This window comes from Ruegeria sp. YKSF070, from assembly GCF_059612725.1.
The window spans coordinates 1-24,928 of the sequence record NZ_JBXWRD010000009.1 but is presented as its reverse complement, the minus strand read 5'-3'; the positions used below and the strand labels follow the sequence as shown (position 1 = coordinate 24,928).

The following is a 24,928-nucleotide window of genomic DNA, read 5'->3' as shown; positions in this document are numbered from 1 at the left end:
CCTTTCCGGGCGGTGCTCCGCCCTGTCCATCTTTACCCGCCCGCACTATCGCTTGCGCCTGTGGTCCCAGCGGATAAAACGGGCGCTAGGAAAACTAAAGAGAAAACGCATTATGAGCACTGCATTGGTCATTCTCGCCGCAGGCAAGGGAACCCGGATGAAATCCGATCTTCCCAAGGTTCTGCACCCCATCGCCCACGCCCCTATGCTGGTTCATGCCATGCGCGCGGGCGCCGTGCTGGAGCCTGAGCGCACCGTGATCGTAGCCGGTCATGGCGCCGAAGCCGTGCGCGCCGCCGCTCTGGCCGAGGACGAGGGCGCAACGGTTGTCCTGCAAGAGGAGCAGCTGGGCACCGCCCACGCGGTCGATCAGGCCCGTGCCGCGCTCGAAGGGTTCGCGGGTGATGTGGTCGTGCTCTATGGCGACACGCCCTTTCTGCAACCCGACACGCTGGAGCGGATGCTGGCCGCCCGCAAGACCCACGACCTGGTCATCCTCGGGTTCGAGGCCGCCGACCCCGCCCGGTATGGTCGCCTCGTGATGCAGGGCGACAGCCTGGAACGGATCGTCGAGTTCAAGGATGCCACCGAAACCGAGCGCGCGATCCGCTTCTGCAACTCGGGCCTTTTGGCCTGCAACGCGGAAACCCTGTTCGGCCTCATCGCGGCGGTGGGCAATGACAATGCCTCGGGCGAGTATTACCTGACCGACGTGGTCGAGATCGCGCGCAAACAGGGGCTGGCGGTGACTGCGGTGGCCTGTGACGAGGCGCAGACGCTGGGCGTCAACTCGCGCGCCGATCTGGCAGCGGCAGACGCGATCTTTCAGGAGCGCGCCCGGGCCGAGTTGCTGGATCTGGGCGTCACCCTGATGGCGCCGGACACCGTTTATCTGGCCGCCGATACGGTGATCGGACGCGACACGGTGATTGAGCCCAACGTGGTGTTCGGCCCCGGCGTCACGGTGGAAAGCGGCGCCACCATCCGCGCCTTCTCGCATCTCGAGGGCTGCCATGTCAGCCAAGGCGCGGTGGTCGGCCCCTATGCCCGCCTGCGCCCCGGCGCCGAACTGGCCGAGAATGCCCGCATCGGCAATTTCGTCGAGATCAAGAATGCCGAGATCGGCGAGGGCGCCAAGGTCAACCACCTGACCTATATCGGCGATGCCAGCATCGGCGCGAACAGCAATATCGGTGCCGGGACCATCACCTGCAATTATGACGGCGTGATGAAGCACCGCACCACCATCGGCGCCAATGTCTTTATCGGCTCGAACACGATGCTGGTGGCGCCGGTCACCCTGGGCGACGGCGCGATGACCGCGACCGGCACCGTGGTCACCCGCGATGTGGAACCGGACGCGCTGGCCGTTGCCCGCACCAAGCAGGAGAACAAGCCCGACCGCGCGCGCAAGCTGTTCGACATGCTGCGCGCCAAGAAGGCCCGCAAGCAGAAAGACACCTGACGCGCCTCTGCCTGCGACAGGTTCACGACAACCGGCGCCCGCGCCGGTTGTCACTACCCCAGCCGTGGAGGACGCCATGCTCAGCCCCTATCTCGACCGGATCCGCGCCCATGCCGACCCCGAACGCGCCGCCGAGATGGCCGCCTATCACAAGGCTCCGCGCGTCTATCTGGGGGTCGCCAACCCGGTGCTGAACGATCTAAGCCGGGACTGGCGGCAACAGTTGGCTGTTCCCGACCGGGTGGCGCTGGCCAAGGCGCTTTGGCAGACCGATATCCACGAGGCGCGGGTGGCTGCGGCCAAGCTTTTGACCCAGGCTCGCATCCGCCCCGACGACGCGGTCTGGGACCTGCTGCTGTCATGGCTGCCCGATTTCGATGCCTGGGCAATTGCCGATCATGCGGCGATGGCGATGCAGAAACGGCTGGTGGCCGATCCGGCGCGGCTGGACCAGGTCGAGGGCTGGATCCGCTCGGACCATATGTGGACCCGGCGCGCCGCGCTGGTGGCCACCCTGCCCTGGGCCAAGATGAGCAACCCCAAACCCGCCGATACCGCCGCGCGCGACCGTATCCTGGGATGGGCGGCGGGCTATGTGTCCGACCGAGACTGGTTCATCCAGAAATCCGTGGCCTGGTGGCTGCGCGACCATTCCAAGCACGATCCCGAAGCGGTGCGCGCCTTTCTGGCCGAACACGGCCCCGCCATGAAGGCATTTGCCCGCAAGGAGGCGGGCAAATACCTGAGGGCTCAGTTGGAATAGACGTCAAGCTCGACCAGTTCGTCGATCGGTGCCAAGAGCGCCCGCATCGCGTCAAGCGACAGGCGGCTGCCGCTGCCCGGATCGCCTCCTGCAGGAATCAGCGTGACATGGGCGGTGGCGCCGGTCTTTCGCACCACCACGCGGCCGTTGCGCTCCTGCTCGACCAGCGCGGTCTCCATCCAGCGGCCCGGAATCGTGGGATCGCCCAGACCGGCCACGGTCTGGCGCGCGCCCTCCCATCCGGGAAGGATGTCGGCAGGTGGCGCGGCGGTTTCGGCCTCGGGCGTTGCGGCCTCGACCGCCTCTTCAGGCGCGGTTTCGGCCTGCGGCGCGGCGGTGGTTTCCGGGGCCTTGTCGCCCCCGAACAGCTTGTCGGTGGTGGTGCGCACGCGGTCACAGCCCGCCAGCGCCACGAGGGAAATCAGAACCAGGTATCTCATGGCCCGACCCTAGCGCCAGAGAGCGGGCCTGCGCCAGCCCAAACCCACATCGCCCTTGCCGCTGGCAGCGACCCGCTTTACCTATGTCGCCATGACAGCTCCACTGATCGACCCTTTCGCGCGCGCCATCACCTATCTGCGTGTTTCCGTCACGGACCGCTGCGATTTTCGCTGCGTCTATTGCATGTCGGAAAACATGACCTTTCTGCCCAAGAAAGAGCTGCTGACGCTTGAAGAGCTGGACCGCATGTGCTCGACCTTTGTGCGCATGGGAGTGGAGAAGCTGCGCATCACCGGTGGCGAGCCGCTGGTGCGTCGCGAGATCATGACCTTTTTCAACGGCATGACCCGGCATCTGGACAGCGGTGCGCTGAAAGAACTGACGCTGACCACCAATGGCTCGCAATTGGAACGCTTTGCCGATCAGCTTTATGCCGCAGGCGTGCGCCGGGTGAATGTCTCGCTTGATACGCTGGACGATCAGAAATTCGCCGACATCACCCGCTGGGGCCGCCTGCCGCAGGTGCTGCGCGGCATCGACGCGGCCCAGCGCGCGGGCCTCAGGATCAAGATCAACGCGGTCGCGCTCAAGGGCTTCAACGAGGAAGAACTGCCGCGCATCACCGAATGGTGCGCCGAGCGTGACATGGACCTGACCTGGATCGAGGTCATGCCGATGGGTGATATCGGCAACGAGAACAGGCTGGGCCAGTTCTGGTCGCTCAAGGACGTGCGCGCGGAGTATGAAAACCATTACCGCGTCACCGACCTGTCCGAACGCACCGGTGGCCCGGCGCGCTACGTGCGGCTGGAGGAGACCGGGCAAAAGATCGGCTTCATCACACCGCTCAGCCATAATTTCTGCGAAAGCTGCAACCGGGTGCGGCTGACCTGCACCGGTGAGCTGTATATGTGCCTCGGCCAAGAGGACATGGCCGATCTGCGCAAGCCTTTGCGCGACCACCCGGGCGGCGAGGAGCCGCTGGAACAGGCGATCCGTGCCGCCATCGGGCTGAAACCCAAGGGCCATGATTTCGACTATTCCCGCCAGCAGGTCGACGGCAGGATGTCCCGGCATATGAGCCACACGGGCGGCTGACGCATGTCCGGCCCCGGCCTGACGCCGACCCCGCTCTATCATCTGTACCGCGCGGCCTCGTCGGTGCTGGTTCCGTTTGCATGGCGCGCCGTCCGCAAAAAGCTGAGCCGCGCCGATGTGCCGCTGGAGCGTCAACACGAAAGGCTGGGCCATGCCAGCCTACCACGCCCGCCCGGGCAACTTGTGTGGTTCCATGCCGCCAGCGTCGGCGAAAGCCTGTCTGTGCTGCGACTGATCACCCGCATGGGCGAGCGCCTGCCAAACCTCGAATTCCTGATCACCTCGGGTACGCCCACCTCGGCCGATCTGATCGCGCGGCGGATGCCGCCGCGCTGCCGCCACCAGTTCGCGCCGCTCGATGGGCCCGGCCCGGTGGCGCGGTTCTATCGCCACTGGCGCCCCGACGCGGCGGTGTTCGTCGAAAGCGAGCTTTGGCCGCGCATGATCGTCGAGGGTGCCCGCGAGGGCGTGCCGCTGGCCCTCTTGAATGCCCGCCTGTCCGAGAAATCGGTACGCGGCTGGCAACGTTTCCCGGATACAGCGCGATTCCTGCTGGACCGTTTCCGCCTGTTCCTGACCCAGAACCAGCAGACCGCCGACAACCTGATCGCCATGGGCGCCGACCCGGCGCGGGTCACGCCCGGCACCAACCTCAAGGCTATGGCGGGGCCGCTGCCGGTCGATGCCGCCCTGCTGACAGAGATGCGTGCCGCCATCGGCCCCCGCCCGGTCTGGGTCGCCAGTTCCACCCATCAGGGTGAGGAGGAGGTGGTGCTGGAAGCACATCGCCAATTGCTGGCCGACCACCCTGAACTGTTGCTGCTGTTGATCCCGCGCCACCCCGAGCGCGGCACTGAAGTGTCGGCGCTGATAACAGGTGCCGGACTCACCTCCGCCCGCCGCAGCAGCGGCGAGCGGATCACCTCCACGACACAGATCTATCTGGCCGACACGCTGGGCGAGACCGGCACCTGGTACGCGCTTTGCCCGCTGGTCTTCCTCGGCGGCTCGCTGCGCGAGATCGGCGGCCACAACCCGTTCGAACCGGCCCAGGCGGGCGCGGCGGTGATCACCGGGCCGGGCTATTTCAACTTTGCCGAAACCTATCAACCATTGATTGCGAGCGGTGGCGCCATAGAGGTGACAGGCGCCGCTCCGCTGGCCCGAGCCGTCCGCCGCTGGCTTGACGATGCAGAGGCGTTTGACACCGCCCGCACCCAGGCCCGCGCGCTGGTCGCCGCGCAAGAAACCGCGCTTGAGGGTGTCATCGACACCCTGACAACCCGGCTGGGACTGGACTGATGCCCGATCTCTTCGTCACCAATTTCAACCGCAACTTCACCGGCGTCTCGGCCACGGCGGCAAATGTGATCCGCCAGCAGGTCCAAAGCCACGATCTGGCGCTGGTGGGCCACGCCCTGCCCGGCTGCCCCGCACCGATCAGCGCCCGCGCCGCGCGCGCGCTCTCACGCACGCCACCGCCGGGCAAGCCCTTTGCCATCTGGCATGTGCGCCGCAACCCCGAAATGCACACCGCGATCTGGGCGCGCGACGTGCTGCGCCTGCCGATCCGCATCGTCTTTACCTCGGCCGCGATCCGGCGGCATTCGGCCTTTCCGTGCTGGCTGATCAGCCGGATGGACGCGGTAGTGGCCACCTCGGACGCAGCGGCAAGCTTTGTCCCGCATGTGCGCGCAGTGGTGCCCCATGGCGTCGATACCGACCGCTTCACCCCCGCCCCCGACCGCCCCGCCGCCTGGGCGGCGCAGGGCTATGGCGGCGACTTCGGCATTGCCACCATCGGGCGGGTGCGCCCGGAGAAGGGCACCGACCTGTTTGTCGAAGCGATGCTGCGCCTTTTGCCTGATATGCCGGGCGCGGTGGCGCTGGTGGTGGGCCGCGCCACCAAGGAGCATCAGAAATTCGCCCTGACCCTCAAGGACAAGGTGCAGCGCGCCGGCATGATCGACCGCATCCGTTTCATCGACGAGGTGCCGCCCAACCGCCTGCCGGACCTGATGCGCGCCCTATCGCTGGTGGTGCAACTGCCGCGATACGAGGGATACGGCATGGTCCCGCTCGAAGCGATGGCCTCGGGCGTACCCTTTGTCGGCTCGGACACCGGATTCTTTCGCGAATTCTCGGCCCAGGGCCGTACCGGGCGGGTGGTACCGCTTGAAAACGCGGCCCAGGGGGCCGAGGCCGCCCGCGCCCTGCTGGCCGACGAGGATGTCCACGGTGCCGCCGCCCTTGCCGCCCGTGAAATCGCGGTCGAGAATTTCAGCGCCGCGCGCGAGGCCGCGGGGATCGAGGAAGTCTATCAACAGCTCTGGTCGCAGGCTGCCCCCAAGGCCTGACCCGGCCAGATGCGCAAACCGGAGGCAGGACGGCCGAATTCAAGCCCGGTTTACCAACGTGCCTGCGTGAAAAAATTGACTAATCGGTAAAATAATGCTCCGCTTCCTGAAAAAAGCAGGAGAGGATCATGAAGAACACATCAATCACGCGCAGGGTCATGCTTGCTGCGGCCGTCGCAGCCTCGGCGCTGATGACGGCGGGGGCCGCCGCCGCCGAAAAGGTCAAGGTCGCGGCCATCTACACGCTGCCGGTGGAACAGCAGTGGATCAGCCGCATTCACAAGGCGCTGAACACCGCCGCCGACCGCGGCGATATCGAATATGCCTTCTCGGAAAACGTCGCAAATACCGATTATGAAAGGGTAATGCGCGAATATGCCGAACAGGGTGCCCAACTGATCGTGGGCGAGGTGTTCGGTCTGGAACGCGCCGCGCGCAAGGTGGCCAAGGACTATCCCGACACCGCCTTTCTGATGGGATCGTCCTTCGGGCCGGTGGCACCGAATTTCTCGGTCTTCGACAACTGGATCCACGAACCCAGCTATCTGACCGGCATGGTGGCCGGGGCCGCCACCGAATCGAACGTGATCGGCATGGTCGGGGGCTATGCCATCCCCGAGGTGAACCGGCTGATGCATGCGTTCATGGACGGCGCGCGCTCGGTCAATCCCGATGTCAAGTTCATCGTCAATTTCATCGACAGCTGGTATGATCCGCCCAAGGCCAAGGAAAGCGCCTTTGCCATGATGGATGCGGGCGCGGATGTGATGTATGCCGAACGCTTCGGCGTCTCCGATGCCGCGGTCGAGCGCGGCGTTAAGGCGGTCGGCAACGTGATCGACACCTCGGGCGACTATCCCGGTACCATCATCGCCTCGGCGCTGTGGCACATGGAGGCCACCATCGACAAGGCGATCGAAAACGTCGCCGGAGGCAGTTTCGAGGCTGCCGATTACGGCCAGTACAGCTTCATGGCCTATGGCGGCGGCTCGCTGGTGATGGACGAGAGCCTGGTCGCGCCGGAAACCATCACGGCGGTCAAGGCCAAGGAAGCCGAGATTCTGGATGGTCTGTTCCGTGTTAACGTGAACGATGACCGCCCGGTCTCGGACAACTGATGAAAGCAGGGCCGGCGGGCGCGACCGCCGACCCGTTTCCCCATGACAGATAGAACGGTTCTCAGGCTGAACGGGCTCAGCAAGCGCTTTGGCCCGGTGGTGGCCAATGACGATGTCAGCCTGTCGCTGGCGCGCGGCGAGGTGCTGGCGCTGCTGGGCGAAAACGGCGCGGGCAAGACCACGCTGATGAACATGCTGTTCGGGCATTACCTGCCCGACGCGGGAACGGTCGAGGTGGCGGACGAGGCCGGGCATCTTGCGCCCCTGCCGCTGGGCCATCCGCAGGCGGCGCTGGCCGCCGGCGTGGGCATGGTACACCAGCATTTCACCCTGGCCGAGAACCTGAACGCGCTCGACAACATCACGCTGGGCGCCGAGCCGCTGCGTGCGATCCGCCGCGACCGGCGCGGCGCGCGGACGCGGATCGAGGCGATCATGACCCATAGCGGGCTCAAGGCACCGCTGAACGTGCCGGTGGGCCGCCTTTCCGTGGGCGAGCGACAGCGGGTCGAGATCCTCAAGGCGCTTTATCGCGATGCCCGTATCCTGGTTCTGGACGAACCCACCGCGGTGCTGACCCCACAAGAGGCCGATACGCTGTTTGCCAGCATCAAGGCGATGACGGCCGAGGGCCTGTCGGTGATATTCATCTCGCACAAGCTGCGCGAGGTGCTGGCCTTTTCCGACCGGATCGCGGTGCTGCGCCATGGGCGCAAGGTGGGCGAGATGGCCACGTCCGAGGCCGACGAGGCGGCGATTGCCCGCATGATGGTGGGCGCAGACACGCCCCGCATCGCGCGCAGCGCCATGGCGCCGGGTGCCCCGGTGCTGCATTTGCAGGGGGTGTCGGTCGCGGGCCGGTCCCAGCGCGACAGCCTGAAACAGGCCGATCTGACCGTACATGCCCATGAAATCCTGGGTGTTGCCGGCATCTCGGGCAACGGGCAAAGCGCGCTGGCCAACGTGATATCGGGCCTTTCGGTCCCCACCGCAGGGCATATCCGGGTGGATGGGAGCGAGATCCCCCGCCCCTCTCCCGCCAGGATGGTGCGCGCCGGTGTCGGGCGCATCCCCGAGGACCGCCATCACGAGGGCATTGTCGGCGCAATGAGCGTGGCCGAGAACATGGTGATCGAACGGCTGGACGACCCGCAGGTGCAATCGCGCGGGCTGCTCCGGCGCGAGGCGATCGCGACCCATGCCGACGAACTGGCCCGTGCCTATGACGTGCGCGGTCCGGGCGTCACGGCACCTGCGCGGCTGCTCTCTGGTGGCAATATCCAGAAACTGATCCTGGCGCGGGTGTTCGAACGCGCGCCCCGCCTGATCCTGGCCAACCAGCCGACACGCGGTCTGGACATGGGGGCGGCGGCCGAGGTCGGGCGGCGCCTGCTCGAGGCGCGCGAACGCGGCGCCGGGATCGTGCTGATCTCGGAGGATCTGGACGAAATCCTGGGCCTAGCCGACCGGGTGGTGGTGATCCGCGACGGCCAGATCGTCGAGACCGGCAGCCATGACCGCGAGCGGATTGGATTGATGATGGCAGGAGAGGCGGCATGATCCGGATTGAACCGCGCCAAAACAGGTCGCGCACCATGGACCTGGGTATTCCGGTGCTTTCTGCCGTGATCGCGCTGGCCTTTGCGGCCATTCCGCTGATGGCGGCGGGCGCCAACCCGATCGCCGCCTATGGCGAGATGGTCAAGGGCGTCTTTGGCTCGGTCTTTGCCGTGTCCGAAATGCTGACCCGCGCGACACCGCTGATCTTTACCGGGCTGGCCGCCGCCCTGGCCTTTCGCGCCAAGCTCTGGAACATCGGGGCCGAGGGTCAGCTCTACCTCGGTGCGATGGCGGCGGTGGCGGTCGGCGCCGGCTGGCTCGACCTGCCGGGGCTGGTGCTGGTGCCGCTGATCGTGATCCTTGGCGCTGCGGCCGGGGCGGCGGGCATGGCGGTGCCGACCTACCTGAAATCGCGCTTTGGCGCCGACGAGGTGGTGACCACGCTTCTGTTGAACTTCATCATCCTGATTTTCCTGCAAATGATGCTTGAAGGACCGCTCAAGGATCCGATGGGGCTGGGCTGGCCGCAATCGGCGCCTATCCTCGACCAGGGCATGCTGCCGCCACTGATGGACCGGATGCGGGTGCATTCCGGGCTGATCCTGGCGCTGGTACTGGCCGCAGTGGCGCAGTTCATGCTGGCGCGCTCGGTCTGGGGGTTCCGGCTGCGCGCGGTGGGCGAGAACGCCGCCGCCGCCCGCCATGCCGGGATCAACGTCAACCGTTCGCTGTTTGGCGTGGCGATCATCTCGGGCGGACTGGCCGGGCTGGCGGGCGTCAGCGAGGTCGCGGGCCTCAAGGGCTATCTGACCGCCGATCTGTCGCCCGGTTTCGGTTATACCGGCATCGTGGTGGCCATGCTGGCGGGCCTGTCGCCGGTGGGGGTTGTCATCGCCGCCCTCTTCATCGCCTCGGTCTTTGTCGGCGCCGACAGCATGAGCCGGGCAATGGGCGTGTCCTCGTTCCTGGCCGATCTGGTGGTGTCGATGTCGCTGCTCTGCGTTCTGGTGGGCGGCTTCATCGCCCGCTACCGGATCATCCGCTCGGGCACGGGAAGGGCCGCGTCATGATGGACATCTTGAACATCCTGCTCAGCGAAAGCTTCTGGGCCGCAAGCCTGCGGATCGCGACCCCGTTGATATTCGGCGTGCTGGGCGCGCTGATCTGTGAACGCGCAGGCGTGCTGAACCTTGGTATCGAGGGGATATTCGTGGTCGGCGCCATGTGCGGCTGGATGGCAGTCTGGCTGGGCGCGGGCCTGTGGGGCGGCGTGTTGGTGGCGGCACTGGCCGGGGCCTTTTTTGGCCTGTTGCACGCGATCCTGACCGTTCCGCTGGGCCTGTCGCAACACGTCTCGGGCCTTGGCATCACCCTGTTTGCCACTTCGGTCAGCTATTTCACCTATCGCACCGCGCTGCCCAATGTCTCGTCGCCGCCCCGGATCGAGCCGTTTCAGCCGCTGGACCTGCCGGTGCTGTCCGATCTGCCCTTCCTCGGGCCGGTACTGTTTCAGCAGACCGCGCTGACCTGGCTGGCACTGATGATGGTGGGACTGGTCTGGTACGTGCTGAACCGCACCGCGCTGGGGGTGGCCATTCAGGCGGTGGGAGACAATCCCGACAGTGTCGATGCGCAGGGCCTGTCTGTCTATGGGCTGCGGATCGGTGCCATCGTGGCGGGCTCGGCGCTGATGGCGCTTGGCGGCGCCTTCCTGACGATGAGCGCGTTCGACGCCTTCTTTTTCGGCATGGTCAACGGGCGCGGCTGGGTCTGTATCGCGCTGGTGATCTTTGCCAGCTGGCGACCGGGCAAGGCGCTGTTCGGGGCGCTCCTGTTTGGCGCCTTCGATGCGCTTCAGGTCCGGTTGCAGACCGAGATGGGCGCGCTGGTGCCGGGACAGGTGTTCCTGATGGCCCCCTATATCCTTTCGATCATCGCCCTTGTCATCGCCGCGCGCTCTGCCGACTATCCGCGCGCATTGCTGCAACCCTGGTTCAAGGGCCAACGATAGGAGCCTGCCATGTTCGACCTGATCGTCAAGAACGCCAATCTGCCCGACGGGCAGAGCGGCGTCGATATCGCCTGCAAGGATGGCCTGATCGCCGCCGTCGAACCCGGCATCACCGCAGAGGCGGGCACGGTGATCGAGGCGGGCGGCAATCTGGTCTCGCCGCCCTTTGTCGATCCGCATTTTCACATGGACGCAACCCTGTCGCTGGGCACGCCGCGCATGAACATCTCGGGCACGCTGCTGGAGGGGATCGCGCTGTGGGGTGAGCTGAAGCCGATCCAGTCGATCGATGACATCATTGCTCGCGCCCTGCGCTATTGTGATCTGGCGGTGGCCAAGGGGATCGGCGCGATCCGCAGCCATGTGGACACCTGCGACGACGAATTGAAAGGCGTGCAGGCCCTGCTCGAGGTGCGCGAGCGGGTCAAGGACCGGCTCGACCTGCAACTGGTGGCCTTTCCCCAGGACGGGGTGCTGCGCGACCCGACCGCGATGGCCAACACCGTACGCGCGCTGGACATGGGCATCGATGTGGTGGGTGGCATCCCGCATTTCGAGCGCACCATGGCCGATGGCGCCGAAAGCGTGCGCCTCTTGTGCGAGATTGCCGCCGAACGCGGGTTGATGGTCGACATGCATTGCGACGAGAGCGACGATCCCCTGAGCCGCCATGTCGAGACGCTGGCCTATGAGACCCGGCGTCTGGGCCTTCAGGGCCGTGTGGCGGGTTCGCACCTGACCTCGATGCATTCGATGGACAACTACTATGTGTCCAAGCTGATCCCGCTGATGGTCGAGGCAGGCGTTCATGCCATTCCCAATCCGCTGATCAACATCATGTTGCAGGGGCGGCATGACAGCTATCCCAAACGGCGCGGCCAGACCCGCGTGCGCGAGCTGCGCGATGCGGGCATCACCGTGGGCTTCGGCTCGGATTGCGTGATGGACCCGTGGTATTCGCTGGGCCGCGCCTGCATGCTCGACGTGGCCTTCATGGGGCTGCATGTGGGGCAATTGTCCAGCCGCGCCGACATGGATTGGTGCTTTGACGCGGTTACTGTCAACTCGGCCCGGATCATGGGTCTCGACGGTTATGGGCTGGCCAAGGGCTGTCATGCGAATTTCGTGCTGTTGCAGGCCCGCGACCGGATCGAGGCGATCCGCCTGCGCGCCCATCGCCTGGCCACCATCCGCAAGGGCGCGGTGATCTGCCGCTCGGCTCCGGTAACCCACGAACTGGCTGGAACGGATGGCTGGTCGGGACTGGACGAGACCGCATTCGCACCTCCGCAGACCGGGTAACGATCTGGGTGGCACGCGCCTTGCGAGGCTATGGGAGAGGCGGCGCCTCTCCCTGTTTCTTGCTCAGGCAGCGGGCATCCGCTGTTCGACGATCTCGGCCCACCAGCTGCATCCCGCCGGAATGGCCTCGTCGTTGAAGTTGTATTCGGGGTGATGCACCATCGCGGTGTCGCCGTTGCCGACCAGAATATAGGCGCCCGGGCGCTCTTCGAGCATATAGGCGAAATCCTCGCCGCCCATGACCAGCGCCGCCTCCTCGCAGCCGCCCGACACGTCGCGCGCCACCTTGGCGGCGAACTCGGTCTGCTCGTCCGAGTTCACCATCACCGGATAACCCCGGATATAGCGGATATGCGCGGTACCGCCGAAAGTGGCCGCAATGCCCGCGCAGATCTCGTGAATGCGCTTCTCGGCCAGATCGCGCATTTCCTTTGACATGGTGCGTACCGTGCCCTTGATCTGCACCCGCTGCGGGATCACGTTGAACGCCTTGGACGAGGTCTCAAACGAGGTGACCGAGACCACCACCTGATCGATCGGGTCGGCGTTGCGGCTGGCGATGGTTTGCAGCGCCAGCACCGCCTGAGCGGTCATCACCGTGGTGTCGATCGTGTCATGCGGCTTGGCCGCATGGCCACCGCGCCCCTCGAACGTAATATCGAACTGATCGGTAGCGGCAAAGAAGGCACCGGGCCGGATTGCGAAACTGCCCACGGGGGCACCCGGCCAGTTGTGCATGCCGTAGACCTCCTGGATGTTCCAGCGGTCCATCATGCCATCCTCGCACATCTCGCGGCCACCGCCGCCGCCCTCTTCGGCGGGCTGAAAGATCACCACCACGGTGCCGTCGAAATTGCGGGTCTCGGCCAGGTATTTTGCCGCGCCCAACAGCATGGCGGTATGACCGTCATGGCCACAGGCATGCATGGCATTGGGCGTCTTCGAGGCATAGTCGAGCCCGGTCTGCTCATGGATCGGCAGCGCGTCCATATCCGCGCGCAACCCGATCACCTTGCCCTTGCTGTCGCTCTTGCCCTTGATGATGCCGACAACGCCGGTGCGGCCGATACCGGTGACCACCTCGTCACAGCCGAACTCTTGCAGTTTTTCGGCAACCAGCGCGCTGGTCCGGTGGGTTTCGAACAGGATTTCCGGGTTTTCATGGATGTCCCGGCGCCATTCGGTGATCTCGGATTGCAATTCTGCAAAGCGGTTCTTGACGGGCATGGTGTTTCCTCTTGCGTCACATCAGGGGTTAAGCGGCATCCGCTGCTCGGCCAGCGTGGCGAACCAGCTGCATCCGGCGGGGATGGCCGCGTCGTTGAATTCGTAGGCGGGGTGGTGCAGATCGGCGCTATCGCCATTGCCCAGAAAAATGAAGGCGCCGGGGCGTTCGGCCAGCATGTCGGCAAAGTCCTCGCCCCCCATCACCGGGTCGATCTCCAGCGGCGCCTGGCCGGTCACCGCCCGGGCCGCCTCGGCGGCATGGGCTGTCCCGGCTGCTGGGTTGCTGGTGACCGGCACCAGCTGCATGTAATTCAGCTCGGCCGTTGCGCCATGCGCCTCGACCGTGGCGCGGGCCACCTCGGCGATGCGGGTGCGGATCAACGCTTGAACCTCGGGGTGCAGGTAGCGCACGGTGCCCTTGATCATCGCACTGTCGGCGATCACGTTATGGGCGTTGCTGTCGGTGCGCAGCGAACAGACCGACAGCACCGCCGGTTTCATCGGATCGACATTGCGCGCCACCACCTGTTGCAAGGCCACGGTCAGCTGCGCGGCGGCCAGCGTGGCATCGGCGGTCAAATGCGGCATCGCGCCGTGCCCGCCCCGGCCCTGCACCCGGATTTCAAAGAAATCCACTGCCCCCATCATCGGCCCTTCACGCAGGGCGAACTGGCCCGCCGGCAGGCCGGGCCAGTTATGCAGGCCATAGACCTCTGTTACGCCGTGCTTGTCCATTACCCCGTCGGCGAGCATCGCCTTGGCGCCGCCGCCGCCCTCTTCGGCGGGCTGGAACAGCAGCACCACGGTACCGTCGAAATTGCGGGTCTCGGCCAGGTATTGCGCCGCGCCCAGCAGCATTGCGGTATGACCGTCATGGCCGCAGGCATGCATCTTGCCCGGATGGGTCGAGGCATGCGGCAGCCCGGTCGCCTCGGTAATCGGCAGCGCGTCCATATCGGCGCGGAACGCCATCACCCGGCCCGAGGTGCTTTGGCGCCCGCGTATGAGGCCAACAACCCCGGTCTGCCCGACGCCGGTTTCCACAGCATCGCAGCCAAAGGCGCGCAGCCGATCGGCCACCAGCGCGGCGGTGCGGTGCTCTTCGAACCGGATCTCGGGATGGGCATGGATGTCACGGCGCCATTCGGCGATCTGATCCTGCAACTCGGCAAATCGGTTTCTGACCGGCATCGGCTGGGTCCTTCTCAGGCGGCGGGCATGCGACGTTCGACCATTTCGGCGAACCAGCTGCATCCGGCCGGGATGATCTCGTCGTTGAAATCGTATTCAGGGTGATGCAACCCGGCGCTGTCGCCATTGCCGATCATGATGAAGGCGCCGGGGCGCGCCTCCAACATGAAGGAGAAATCCTCGCCCCCCATCACCATGCGCGCCTCACCGCAGCTGCCCGAGACCGCCTTGGCCACCTCGGCGGCAAAGCGGGTGGGCTCTTCGGCGTTCACCGTCACCGGCACGCCGCGTTCGTAGTTCACCTTGGCCTTGCCGCCAAAGGTGGCAGCCACGCCCTGCACCACCTCGCCCAGACGCCGTTCAATCAGGTCGCGCATCTCACCCGAATGGGTGCGCACCGTGCCCCGGAGGGCGGCGGCCTGCGGGATCACGTTGAAGGCCTTGGACGAGGTCTCGACCGAGGTGACTGACAGAACCGCCTGCAGGATCGGATCGATATTGCGCGACACCACGGTTTGCAGCGCCACGATCATCTGCGACAGCATCACCGTGGTATCGACAGTGTCATGCGGTTTGGCCGCATGGCCGCCGCGCCCTTCGAGATGGATTTCGAACGTGTCGGCAGCGGCCAGCAGCGGACCGGGCCTTATCTTGAACTGACCGGCAGCCAGGCCCGGATTGTTGTGCATGGCATAGACCTCCTGCACGCCGAACCGGTCCATCATGCCGTCCTTGACCATCGCCTCGGCGCCATTGCCGCCCTCTTCGGCGGGTTGGAAGATCACCACCACCGAGCCGTCGAAATTGCGGGTCTCGGCCAGGTATTTGGCCGCCCCCAACAGCATCGCGGTATGGCCGTCATGGCCGCAGGCATGCATCGCGCCGGGGATGGTCGAGGCATGTGCCAGCCCGGTCTGCTCCTGCATCGGCAGCGCATCCATATCGGCGCGCAGCCCCACAACCCGGCCCGCCGTATCCGCCTTGCCCCGGATCACGCCGACAACGCCGGTGCGACCGATGCCGGTGACCACCTCGTCACAGCCGAATTCGCGCAGCTTGTCTGCCACCAGCGCGCTGGTCCGGTGCGTTTCATACAGGATCTCGGGGTGCTGGTGGATGTCCTGCCGCCAGCCCGCGATTTCCTCATGCATCTCCGCCAGACGGTTCTTGATCGGCATCTTGTTCTCTTCCCTGTCTTTATTACCGCTCAGCGCGCGGGCATGCGGCGTTCGACCATCTCGGCATACCAGCTGCTGCCCGCCGGGATCGCCTCGTCATCGAAATTATAGGCCGGGTGATGGCATTGCGCCGTGTCCCCGTTGCCAAGGAAGATATAGGCGCCGGGCCGTTCTTCCAGCATATAGGCGAAATCTTCGCTGGGCATGATGGGGTCGACAGCATCATCCACCGCGCCTGAGACCGCCAGCGCGGCCTCGGCCGCATATTGCGTTTCGGTCTCGCTGTTGATGGTGGCGGGATAGCCGGGGGTCCAGACCACCTGCGCCGTGGCACCATAGGCCGAGGCGATATCCTCGGCCACGCGGCGCACCCGCGCCTCGGCGAGGGCACGGTATTCGGGGTCAAGCGTGCGCACCGTCCCGCACAGCCGCGCGGTATGGGCGATGATGTTCGAGGCGACACTGTCCGTCTCGAACGTGCCGACGGTCAGCACCACCCGTTTGATCGGATCCACGTTGCGCGAGACAATGGAATGCAGCGAGACCACGATCTGCGAGGCCACCAGCGTGGTGTCGATAGCATCATGCGGGGCGGCGGCATGGCCGCCCTTGCCGGTTACCACGATCTCGAACTCGTCGGACGAGGCCAGAAGCGCCCCGGGCCGGATCGCAAATTGCCCGACCGGCAGGCCCGGCGTGTTGTGCATGCCATAGACCTCCTGGATGTTCCAGCGGTCCATCATGCCGTCCTCGCACATCTCGCGGCCCCCCGCGCCGCCCTCTTCGGCAGGTTGAAAGATCAACACCGCCGTGCCGTCGAAATTGCGGGTCTCGGCCAGGTATTTGGCGGCACCCAGCAGCATGGCGGTATGCCCGTCATGACCGCAGGCATGCATCTTGCCCGGCACGGTCGAGGCATAGTCAAGCCCGGTCGCCTCGGTGATCGGCAGCGCGTCCATATCGGCGCGCAGGCCGATCACCTTGCCCGCCGTGTCGGTCTTGCCCCTGATGGTGGCGACAACCCCGGTGCGCCCGATGCCGGTGGTGATGTCATCCACACCGAATTCACGCAGACGCTCGGCCACAAATGCGGCGGTCTGATGCACATCGAACAACAGCTCGGGATGGGCATGCAGATGCCGGCGCCATCCGGTGATTTCTTCTTTCATGTCCGCAAGACGGTTCTTGATCGGCATTTATTGCTCTCCTTGCCGGATACATCCGGGCACCTGACACAAACGAAAACGCCGCGCCCCGGATATCCGGGGGCACGGCGCGTGAAAACGGGGCTTGGCGGCTGCGCCGGTGCGCCGACCTGTTGGGGTCCATCCTGTTGCGCCCGGTCGCACCTGCATTGCCGTTACTCCGACAATCGGTCGAGTAATCGCGCCATGAAACCATGACCCGCCTCGAACTGGGCGACGGTGATGAACTCGTTGGGCTGATGCGCCTGGGCGATGTCGCCGGGGCCGCAGATCACAGCGGAGTAACCCGCCTCCTGGAACTGTCCGGCCTCGGTGCCATAGCTGACCACGTGGCCTGCATTGTCGCCGGTCAGGGCGCGCACCAGCATCTCGGCCTCGCCCTCCTGCTCGGGGACCAGCGGCGGCACGTGGAACTGTTCGGAGAGATCAATCCGTGCCTCGGGATGCACCGCCTGCATCTGCGTCTCGACCTCGCGCACCGCCTCGAAATAGGCGTCGCGCCACCGCTCCTTTGCCTCGCCGGGCACGATGCGAAAATCCATCGCGAAGCGGCAGTCCTTGGCGGTGATGTTATGCGCGGTTCCACCCGAGATCATGCCCACATGGCAGGTGGTCCAGGGCGGATCGAACATCGCCGCCAGCGCCGAAGGCGTCGCCGCGCGGTTTTCGGCATTGCGGTGATTGGCCCAGTCGATCAGCGGCGCGGCGGCCATGATCGCGTTGACCCCGGTATGCATGATCGAACTGTGCACCTCGAAGCCGACAACATGGGTGTCATAGCCAAAACCGCCCTTGTGCCCGGTTACTGCCTGCATCATCGACGGCTCGCCCACGATCACGGCGCTGCCTTTGGGCAGGTGGTTCTGCATCTCGACGATCATCGGTGGCGCGCCGGTACAGCCGACCTCCTCGTCAAAGCTGAGCGCCAGTTGCAGCGGGCGCTTCAGATCGCGATAGCGCCCCTCGACCAGCGCCCAGATCGCCAGCGCATCGAACCCCTTCATGTCGCAGGTGCCGCGCCCGAAATACTTGCCGTCGCGCTCGACCACGGTGAACGGATCGCTGTCCCAGGGCTGGCCATCGACCGGCACCACATCGGTATGGCCTGAGAGCACCACGGCCCCCTCTTCCCAAGGGCCGACATGGGCAAAGAGCGCCGCCTTGTGCGGCTGGTCGGGATCAACCCAGCGATGGGCGGTGATGCCGTGCCCGGCCAGATAGGTTTCGACCCAGTCCACCAGCGGCAGGTTGGTATCGCGGCTGACGGTCGGAAAGGCGACAAGCGCTCCCATGATCTCGACCGGCGACAGGCGTTCAGTCATGGGTCAGTGTCCGCCCTGTCCCGCATGCGACAGAGCGGCCGCATTGATCGAATCGCGGTCGACCGTATAGCCCGCCCATTCGCCATCCAGCACGTAATGGCCCGGCTCGACCTCGATATAGCGCGAGGGATCAGGGTCGTAGCCGATCGGATGGATCGGCGAGGGAATCGGCTTGAAGTTCAGGTCCTTCTCGGACTTGCGTCGGCGCGGGTCGGCGATCGGCACCGCCTTCATCAGGGCCTGGGTATAGGGATGCTGCGGGTTTTCGAACACGCGCACGCGCGGCCCGAGTTCGACAATCCGGCCCAGATACATGACGCCCACATGGTGGCTGACCCGTTCGACGACGGCCATGTCATGGCTGATGAACAGATAGCTGAGCCCCAGATCCGCCTGCAATTCCATCATCAGGTTCAGCACCTGCGCCTGCACCGACACGTCCAGCGCCGAGACCGCCTCGTCGGCGACGATCAGCTTGGGGTTCAGCGCCAGCGCGCGCGCAATCGCGATTCGTTGCCGCTGGCCGCCCGACATTTCATGCGGATAGCGGCGCATGAAGCTGCGCGGCAATTGCACCCGATCAAACAGCGACGCGACGCGGTCCACCAGTTCCGAGCCGCTGGCAACATCATAGTTGCGCATGGGTTCGGCCACCTGCTCCAGCAACTGCATCTGCGGGTTCAGCGAGGCGAACGGATCCTGAAAGATCATCTGCATGTCGAGCCGCGCCTTGCGCAGTCCTGCCTGATCCAGCTGCATGATATCGACGCCGTCCAGATTGATCTGGCCCGCCATCGGTTCGACCAGGCGCAGGATCGAACGACCAGCCGAGGATTTGCCGCAACCGGATTCGCCCACCAGACTGAGGGTCTGCCCCTTGTTGAGAGTGAACGACACATCCTCGACCGCATGCACATTGGCCACCGTGCGGCGAAAGAAGCCGCCCTTGACCGGAAACCGCGTGGTCAGCCCCTTGACGGTCAACAACGGGGTTTCGGTGCCCATGATCGGCTCGATCTTCTGATCGGCGACCCCCATCAGCTTCATCGGTTCGGGCGCCACCTTGCCCCGCATCTCGCCCAACTTGGGCACCGCGGCCAGCAGTGCCTTGGTGTAGTCATGTTGCGGGTTCTCAAAGATCTCCTCGACCGTGCCCTCCTCGACCTTGTTGCCACGGAACATCACCACCACGCGGTCGGCCATCTGTGCCACCACCGCCATGTCATGGGTGATGAACATCACCGCGGTGCCGGTCTCGCGCTTCAACCGGTCCATCAACGCCAGGATCTCGGCCTGGATGGTCACGTCAAGCGCGGTCGTTGGTTCATCGGCGATCAGCAGGCGCGGCTCGCAGGCCATCGCCATGGCGATCACCACCCGCTGGCGCATGCCGCCACTGAGTTCGTGCGGATATTGCTTCAGCCGGCGCTCGGGTTCGGGAATGCGGACCTGGCGCAGAAGTTCCAGCGCGCGCTGCTCGGCCTGAGACTGGTTCAGCCCGCGATGCACCCGCAACCCCTCGGTCAACTGGCGGCCAACGGTAAACACCGGGTTCAGCGCCGTCATCGGCTCCTGAAAGATCATGCCTATCTCGTTGCCGCGAATGTGGCGCATATAGTCCTGGTCGGCCGTGGCCAGATCCAGTTCGCCACCGTCGCGGCGGTCGAACAAAAGCTGGCCACCGGCGATGTCACCGCCGCCAAACTCCACCAATCGCATCAGCGACAATGAAGAAACAGACTTGCCCGAGCCTGATTCGCCGACAACACAGACCGTCTCGCCCGGATTGATATCGAACGAGACATCCTCGACCCCGACAACCGGTCCGTCCTTGGTCTGGAACTCGACTCTGAGCTTCTTGATCTGTGCAATAGGCTGATCCAGCACGCGCGCGCTCCCCTTGGTCGCCCTTTTTGGTTGTTGGCAAACGCTAAGGCCCTCTCGGGGGGGGAGTCAAACCCATTGACCGTTTTCCCGACGGCAAGGCTTGCAATTTTCCAAAACTCTGTTTCGATACGACCCGTAACCGTTCCTGGGGGAGCCTGGTTCCTTCGCGTAGCGCGAATGGAATAGGAATTTACTTTCAAGGATTTACCCAACGGACGGCAACACCCAAGCCACGGTTAACCGTGGAAAAAATCACGACACATCCGTGTCCAACAAGGAGTGTAGTATGAAACTCAAGGCCCTTTTGATGGGTGCAATCGCCAGCACGGCCCTCGCCCCGGCAGCCTTTGCCGAGCGTGGTTCGGACGGCAATGTCAGCATCATCTACTGGCAGGCACCCTCGATCCTGAACCCGTTCCTGTCGGGCGGCACCAAGGACGTTGAATCCGCCTCGCTGATCATCGAACCGCTGGCCCGCTACGACGAAAACGGTGGCATGGTGCCCTTCCTGGCGGCAGAGATCCCGACCGTCGAGAATGGCGGCGTGAGTGAGGATCTGACCTCGATCACCTGGAAGATCGCACCCGGCATCAAGTGGTCGGATGGCAGCGCGTTTACCGCCCATGACGTGAAATTCACCGCCGATTACTGCATGCATCCCGAAGGTGGCTGCGCGCAGCTGACCAAGTTCGAAGGCGTGACCTCGGTCGAGGCGCTGGATGATATGACCGTCAAGGTCACCTTCGACAAGCCGACCCCGTTCCCCTATGGCCCCTTCGTGGGTGGCGAAAGCCCGATCATCCAGAAGGCGCAATTCGAGAACTGCATGGGCGCCAAGGCCCCCGAATGCACTACCGAGAACTTTGGTCCGATCGGCACCGGCCCCTTTGTCGTCACCGAGTTCAAGCCGAACGACGTGATCACGATGAAGGCCAACGACAATTATCGTGACCCGAACAAGCCGGCCTTTGCCACGCTGACCTTCAAGGGCGGCGGCGATGCCACCGCGGCCGGTCGTGCCGTGATGGAAACCGGCGAGTTCGACTATGCCTGGAACCTGCAGCTGGCGCCCGAGGTGATCCAGCAGATGCAGGCCGGCGGCAAGGGCACCCCGGTCGCGGGCTTTGGTCCGCTGGTCGAGCGTATCATGCTGAACCAGACCAACCCCTCGCCCGACCTGCCCGAAGGCGAGCGTTCGACCGCCAAGCATCCGCATCCCTTCCTGAAGGATCCGGCTGTCTACAAGGCGATGTCGATGGCCATCGACCGGCCGCTGCTGGTTGAGATCGGCTATGGCCAGGCCGGCAAGGTCACCTGCAACTGGGTTCCGGCGCCTGCTGCGGTGAACTCGGACACTTTCTCCTGCGACACCCAGGACATCGAAGGCGCCAAGAAGCTGCTGGATGATGCGGGCATCGTCGACACCAACGGCGACGGCGTGCGCGAAAAGGACGGCGTGCCGCTGAAAGTGGTCTACCAGACCTCGACCAACGCCGTGCGTCAGGACTTCCAGGCACTGATCAAAGAGTGGTGGGCCGAGATCGGTATCGAAACCGAACTGCGCAACATCAACGCATCCGTGTTCTTCGGTGGTGACCCGGGCTCGCCCGACACCTTCCAGAAGTTCTATGCCGACGTTGAAATGTACGCCAACACCTTCAACGGCACCGACCCGCAGTCCTACCTGGGCAACGGCCTGTGCGACAAGGCCCCCAGGCCGGAAAGCCAGTGGCAGGGTGAGAACATCAGCCGCTTCTGCAACGAAGAGTTCGACGCGCTGCATGCGGAACTCACCAAAACGGCTGGTGCAGATGCGCGCGCGGAAATCGCCAAGCGTCTGAACGACATCATGGTTGAAAACGGCGGCATGATCCCGCTGGTGCACCGTGGTCGTCTGTCGGCCCATTCCAACACGCTGGGCGGCGTCGTCCTGAACGTGTGGGACAGCGAGCTGTGGAACGCAGCCGACTGGCACCGCATCAAGTAACGCCAACACCTTTCAGCCGCGTCCCGATCCATGATCGGGGCGCGGCGCCTTGGCATCCGTCCCAACAAAAAGACTCGTTAACAAAGGCGCACCCGAATGCTGACCTTCACCATCCGTCGTCTGGTCCTGGCCGTCCCGACGCTTTTGTTCATCAGTCTTGTCATTTTCCTGCTGCTAGAACTTGCCCCCGGTGACCCGATGGCGCAGGTACCACTGACGGTGCCCCCCGAGGTCAAGGAAAAGATGCGCGAGGCCCTGGGCCTGGGCCAACCGCTGCATATCCGCTTCTGGAAATGGATCGTGCAGTTCTTCTGGATCGAGCCGCAGGTGCTGATCGACCATTACTTTGGCACCGCCTTTTCCGAGGGCAAGCTGCGGGTGATCTCGTGGCAGACCCGCTCGCCGGTGATGGATATCGTGGTGCAGCGCGTCCCGCAGACCCTCTGGGTGGTCGGCACCGCCTATGTGGTCGCCATCATCATCGCCCTGCCCATCGGTATCTACTCCGCCTATCGGCAGTACAGCTGGTTTGACCAGCTTGGCACCTTTGTCTCGATGGTCGGTTTCTCGGTGCCCCCCTTCTTCTCGGGGGTGCTGGTGATCGTGATCTTCTCGGTGCAGCTGGGCTGGTTCCCGTCGATCTATGACACCACCCATGTGGTCAACAGCTGGGATAGTTTCGTCTATCAGCTCAAACAGATGATCATGCCGGTGATGGTGCTGGCGCTCCAGATCACCGCACAGCTTTCCCGCTTCATGCGGGCCTCGATGCTGGACAACCTGAACCAGGATTACGTCCGCACCGCCCGCGCCAAAGGGCTCAGCGAGTATGTCGTGGTCATGGTGCATGTGCTCAGGAACTCGATGATCCCGGTGGTGACGGTGATCGCGCTGGGCATCCCGTCGATCTTTGGCGGCGCCATCATCACCGAGCAGGTGTTCAAGGTGAATGGTATCGGCCAGCTGCTGATCGGTGCGCTTCAGGCCAATGACCTGCCGATGGTACAAACCCTGACCTTTATCTTTGCCGTGCTGATCGTCCTCTTCAACCTGATCGCCGACGTTCTTTACGGCATCCTTGACCCGCGGATCCGCTATGACTGAGTTGAGCCAACCCCAGCCCACCAAACCGCCGCGCAGCCAATGGTATGACGTGTGGGACCAGTTCCGTCAGCACAAGGGCGCGATGATGGGGGCGACCCTGTTCTTCCTGATCGTGGCCGCTGTCTATCTGGGTCCGTATCTTTGGGATATCGACCCGACCAAGACGGCGATCCGGGAACGCAACCAGGGGCCCAGCCTGGCCCATCCCTTTGGCACCGATCAGCTGGGTCGCGACCTGTTGGCCCGGATGATGGCGGGAGGTGCCACTTCTGTCTCGGTGGGGATCACCGCGATGCTGCTGGCGCTGTTTCTTGGCTCTTTCGTCGGCGTGCTGGCCGGGTTCTTCCGCAAGCTCGACGGGCCGCTGATGCGGCTCACCGACCTGTTCCTTGCCCTGCCCCTGCTGCCCCTGCTGCTGGTCATGATGCTGCTGTTCCGCGAGCCGCTGAACGCGGCATTCGGATTGGAACGGGGGATATTCATCCTGATCGTGTCGGCCATCGGGATCACCTCGTGGATGCCCACCGCACGCATCGTGCGCGGCGACGTACTGGCCCTGAAAGAGCGGGAATTCGTGCTGGCAGCCCGCTCGATCGGGACCACGAACACGCGGCTGATCACCCGGCATATCCTGCCCAACGTGCTGTCGCCGATCATGGTTTCGGCCACGCTAGGCATCGCCACCGCGATCATCACCGAAAGCGCGCTCAGCTTCCTGGGCTTGGGCTTCCCGCCCGACTTTCCGACTTGGGGGCGGTTGTTGTTCGATGGCGTCGACTATCTGCAACAATTCCCCGAGCGGGTGATCTGGCCCGGGCTGGCGATCTCGCTGACGGTGCTGAGCGTCAACTATATGGGCGACGGCCTGCGCGACGCGCTCGACCCGCGCATCCGGGGCCGTTGAGGCAAAAAAGAACGAAAGAAAGGCCGCTCCGATCCGGGGCGGCCTTTTGGTTTCCTGTAACCGGCAAGGCCGGAACAGCATTTTCGACACCTCCCCATGAATGGGACAAAATCCCGCCCGAGAACGTCAGAACGTATTCTGATATGCTTGATTGTCACGCGTTTTGCCCGCATCTGGGAAAATATTCTCAATTCCCCGTGAGACTGCCATGTTCGAGTCCCTTGGTTTCGAAGAGACCACCGCAAAAGAGATCAGCGTTCTTCTGGGCCTGATCCTGGGCTTTCTGTTTGGCCTTCTGGCCGAGCGGACGCGGTTCTGTTTCCGCCGCGCCGTGGTGGGCGAGGACGCGCGTCAGGCCGCCGGTGTCTGGTTCACCGCGCTCGCCGTGGCGATCCTGGGCACTCAGGCCGCCGTGGCGTCCGGGCTGATCGGCTTTGCCGATCACCGGCTCCTGAGCTCGGACCTGCCGGTTCTGGCGGTGGTGCTGGGCGGGCTGATGTTCGGCGCCGGCATGGTGCTGACACGCGGCTGCATCTCGCGTCTGACCGTGCTGGGCGGCACCGGCAACTTGCGGGCGCTGACCGTGCTGCTGGTCTTTGCCGTCGTGGCCCATGCGATGCTCAAGGGCGTGCTGGCGCCGCTGCGTACCAGCCTTGGCGCGGTGACCAGTGACCTGGGCGAGACCGTCTCGCTGGCCACCCTGCCCGGCGGCGCGGCGCTCTGGGCTGCCGTTCTGGCACTGGCCGCACTGCTGATCGCCGCGCGTTCGGGCAATCGGGCGCTCCCCTTGCTGGGCGCTGCCCTGATC

The 24,928-nt window shown here is 64.7% G+C and carries 21 protein-coding genes; 14 read left to right on the top strand and 7 right to left on the bottom strand.

Annotated elements, in window-relative coordinates; genetic code table 11:
• The first annotated feature begins 112 nt into the window (after positions 1-112).
• Both glmU and AC2FL1_RS06850 read left to right on the top strand, forming a co-directional pair.
• Positions 113-1,465: a bifunctional UDP-N-acetylglucosamine diphosphorylase/glucosamine-1-phosphate N-acetyltransferase GlmU gene (glmU, locus tag AC2FL1_RS06855; RefSeq protein ID WP_234169429.1), complete on the top strand. Its 1,353-nt coding sequence runs from the start codon at positions 113-115 to the stop codon at positions 1,463-1,465.
• Between the two features lie 76 nt (positions 1,466-1,541).
• Positions 1,542-2,228 (top strand): DNA alkylation repair protein, encoded by a 687-nt coding sequence (locus tag AC2FL1_RS06850; RefSeq protein WP_496876482.1) that lies wholly within the window; start codon positions 1,542-1,544, stop codon positions 2,226-2,228.
• Here the strand turns inward: AC2FL1_RS06850 and AC2FL1_RS06845 are convergent.
• The gene (locus AC2FL1_RS06845) at positions 2,216-2,668 is read right to left on the bottom strand and encodes a hypothetical protein (RefSeq protein ID WP_496876395.1); all 453 of its coding nucleotides are present in this window, start codon (positions 2,666-2,668) and stop codon (positions 2,216-2,218) included. The two genes, AC2FL1_RS06850 and AC2FL1_RS06845, sit on opposite strands and share 13 nt — an antisense overlap.
• Positions 2,669-2,759: 91 nt before the next feature.
• On the opposite strand from AC2FL1_RS06845, the gene moaA reads away from it, so the two are divergent.
• The 8 genes from moaA to AC2FL1_RS06805 all read left to right on the top strand — a co-directional run bounded on the left by moaA (position 2,760) and on the right by AC2FL1_RS06805 (position 12,115).
• Positions 2,760-3,767, top strand: coding sequence for a GTP 3',8-cyclase MoaA (gene moaA / locus AC2FL1_RS06840; RefSeq protein ID WP_496876394.1), 1,008 nt, complete (start codon positions 2,760-2,762; stop codon positions 3,765-3,767).
• A gap of 3 nt (positions 3,768-3,770) precedes the next feature.
• Complete coding sequence (locus tag AC2FL1_RS06835; protein ID WP_496824554.1) at positions 3,771-5,069, top strand: 3-deoxy-D-manno-octulosonic acid transferase; 1,299 nt, start codon at positions 3,771-3,773, stop codon at positions 5,067-5,069.
• A complete protein-coding gene (locus AC2FL1_RS06830) occupies positions 5,069-6,124 on the top strand; it encodes a glycosyltransferase family 4 protein (RefSeq protein ID WP_496824556.1) in 1,056 nt (351 codons plus the stop codon). The genes AC2FL1_RS06835 and AC2FL1_RS06830 overlap by 1 nt, the downstream gene beginning before the upstream one ends.
• Before the next feature lie 128 nt (positions 6,125-6,252).
• A complete protein-coding gene (locus tag AC2FL1_RS06825; protein WP_496876393.1) occupies positions 6,253-7,242 on the top strand; it encodes a BMP family protein in 990 nt (329 codons plus the stop codon).
• A gap of 42 nt (positions 7,243-7,284) precedes the next feature.
• Positions 7,285-8,802 carry an ABC transporter ATP-binding protein gene (locus AC2FL1_RS06820; protein ID WP_496824559.1) on the top strand — a complete coding sequence of 506 codons (1,518 nt, stop codon included), beginning with the start codon at positions 7,285-7,287 and terminating at the stop codon, positions 8,800-8,802.
• Complete coding sequence (locus AC2FL1_RS06815) at positions 8,802-9,872, top strand: ABC transporter permease (RefSeq protein WP_496825040.1); 1,071 nt, start codon at positions 8,802-8,804, stop codon at positions 9,870-9,872. The genes AC2FL1_RS06820 and AC2FL1_RS06815 overlap by 1 nt, the downstream gene beginning before the upstream one ends.
• Positions 9,872-10,813: an ABC transporter permease gene (locus tag AC2FL1_RS06810; protein ID WP_234163107.1), complete on the top strand. Its 942-nt coding sequence runs from the start codon at positions 9,872-9,874 to the stop codon at positions 10,811-10,813. Before AC2FL1_RS06815 ends, AC2FL1_RS06810 begins: the two co-directional genes overlap by 1 nt.
• 9 nt (positions 10,814-10,822) lie before the next feature.
• Positions 10,823-12,115, top strand: coding sequence for an amidohydrolase family protein (locus AC2FL1_RS06805; protein ID WP_496876392.1), 1,293 nt, complete (start codon positions 10,823-10,825; stop codon positions 12,113-12,115).
• A gap of 63 nt (positions 12,116-12,178) precedes the next feature.
• Here AC2FL1_RS06805 and AC2FL1_RS06800 read toward each other — a convergent pair whose 3' ends face one another.
• From AC2FL1_RS06800 to AC2FL1_RS06775, 6 genes are all read right to left on the bottom strand, one after another.
• A complete protein-coding gene (locus AC2FL1_RS06800) occupies positions 12,179-13,342 on the bottom strand; it encodes a M20 aminoacylase family protein (protein WP_496876391.1) in 1,164 nt (387 codons plus the stop codon).
• Between the two features lie 21 nt (positions 13,343-13,363).
• On the bottom strand, positions 13,364-14,533 hold the full coding sequence (locus tag AC2FL1_RS06795; protein ID WP_496824564.1) for a M20 aminoacylase family protein: 1,170 nt from the start codon (positions 14,531-14,533) through the stop codon (positions 13,364-13,366).
• 14 nt (positions 14,534-14,547) lie between these two features.
• A complete protein-coding gene (locus AC2FL1_RS06790) occupies positions 14,548-15,711 on the bottom strand; it encodes a M20 aminoacylase family protein (protein WP_496876390.1) in 1,164 nt (387 codons plus the stop codon).
• Positions 15,712-15,740: 29 nt separating this feature from the next.
• Positions 15,741-16,907, bottom strand: a complete 1,167-nt coding sequence (locus AC2FL1_RS06785) for a M20 aminoacylase family protein (RefSeq protein WP_496824567.1) — start codon at positions 16,905-16,907, stop codon at positions 15,741-15,743.
• Between the two features lie 164 nt (positions 16,908-17,071).
• On the bottom strand, positions 17,072-18,238 hold the full coding sequence (gene argE, locus AC2FL1_RS06780) for an acetylornithine deacetylase (RefSeq protein WP_496876389.1): 1,167 nt from the start codon (positions 18,236-18,238) through the stop codon (positions 17,072-17,074).
• Between the two features lie 3 nt (positions 18,239-18,241).
• Positions 18,242-20,125 (bottom strand): ABC transporter ATP-binding protein, encoded by a 1,884-nt coding sequence (locus AC2FL1_RS06775; protein ID WP_496876388.1) that lies wholly within the window; start codon positions 20,123-20,125, stop codon positions 18,242-18,244.
• A gap of 286 nt (positions 20,126-20,411) precedes the next feature.
• Here AC2FL1_RS06775 and AC2FL1_RS06770 point away from each other — a divergent pair, with 286 nt between their 5' ends.
• From AC2FL1_RS06770 to AC2FL1_RS06755, 4 genes are all read left to right on the top strand, one after another.
• The gene (locus AC2FL1_RS06770) at positions 20,412-22,112 is read left to right on the top strand and encodes a peptide ABC transporter substrate-binding protein (RefSeq protein ID WP_496876387.1); all 1,701 of its coding nucleotides are present in this window, start codon (positions 20,412-20,414) and stop codon (positions 22,110-22,112) included.
• A gap of 96 nt (positions 22,113-22,208) precedes the next feature.
• Positions 22,209-23,216, top strand: a complete 1,008-nt coding sequence (locus AC2FL1_RS06765; RefSeq protein ID WP_496824573.1) for an ABC transporter permease — start codon at positions 22,209-22,211, stop codon at positions 23,214-23,216.
• On the top strand, positions 23,209-24,120 hold the full coding sequence (locus AC2FL1_RS06760; protein WP_496824575.1) for an ABC transporter permease: 912 nt from the start codon (positions 23,209-23,211) through the stop codon (positions 24,118-24,120). The genes AC2FL1_RS06765 and AC2FL1_RS06760 overlap by 8 nt, the downstream gene beginning before the upstream one ends.
• 208 nt (positions 24,121-24,328) lie before the next feature.
• A partial coding sequence (locus AC2FL1_RS06755; RefSeq protein ID WP_496876386.1) for a YeeE/YedE thiosulfate transporter family protein occupies positions 24,329-24,928 on the top strand: 600 nt, incomplete at its 3' end.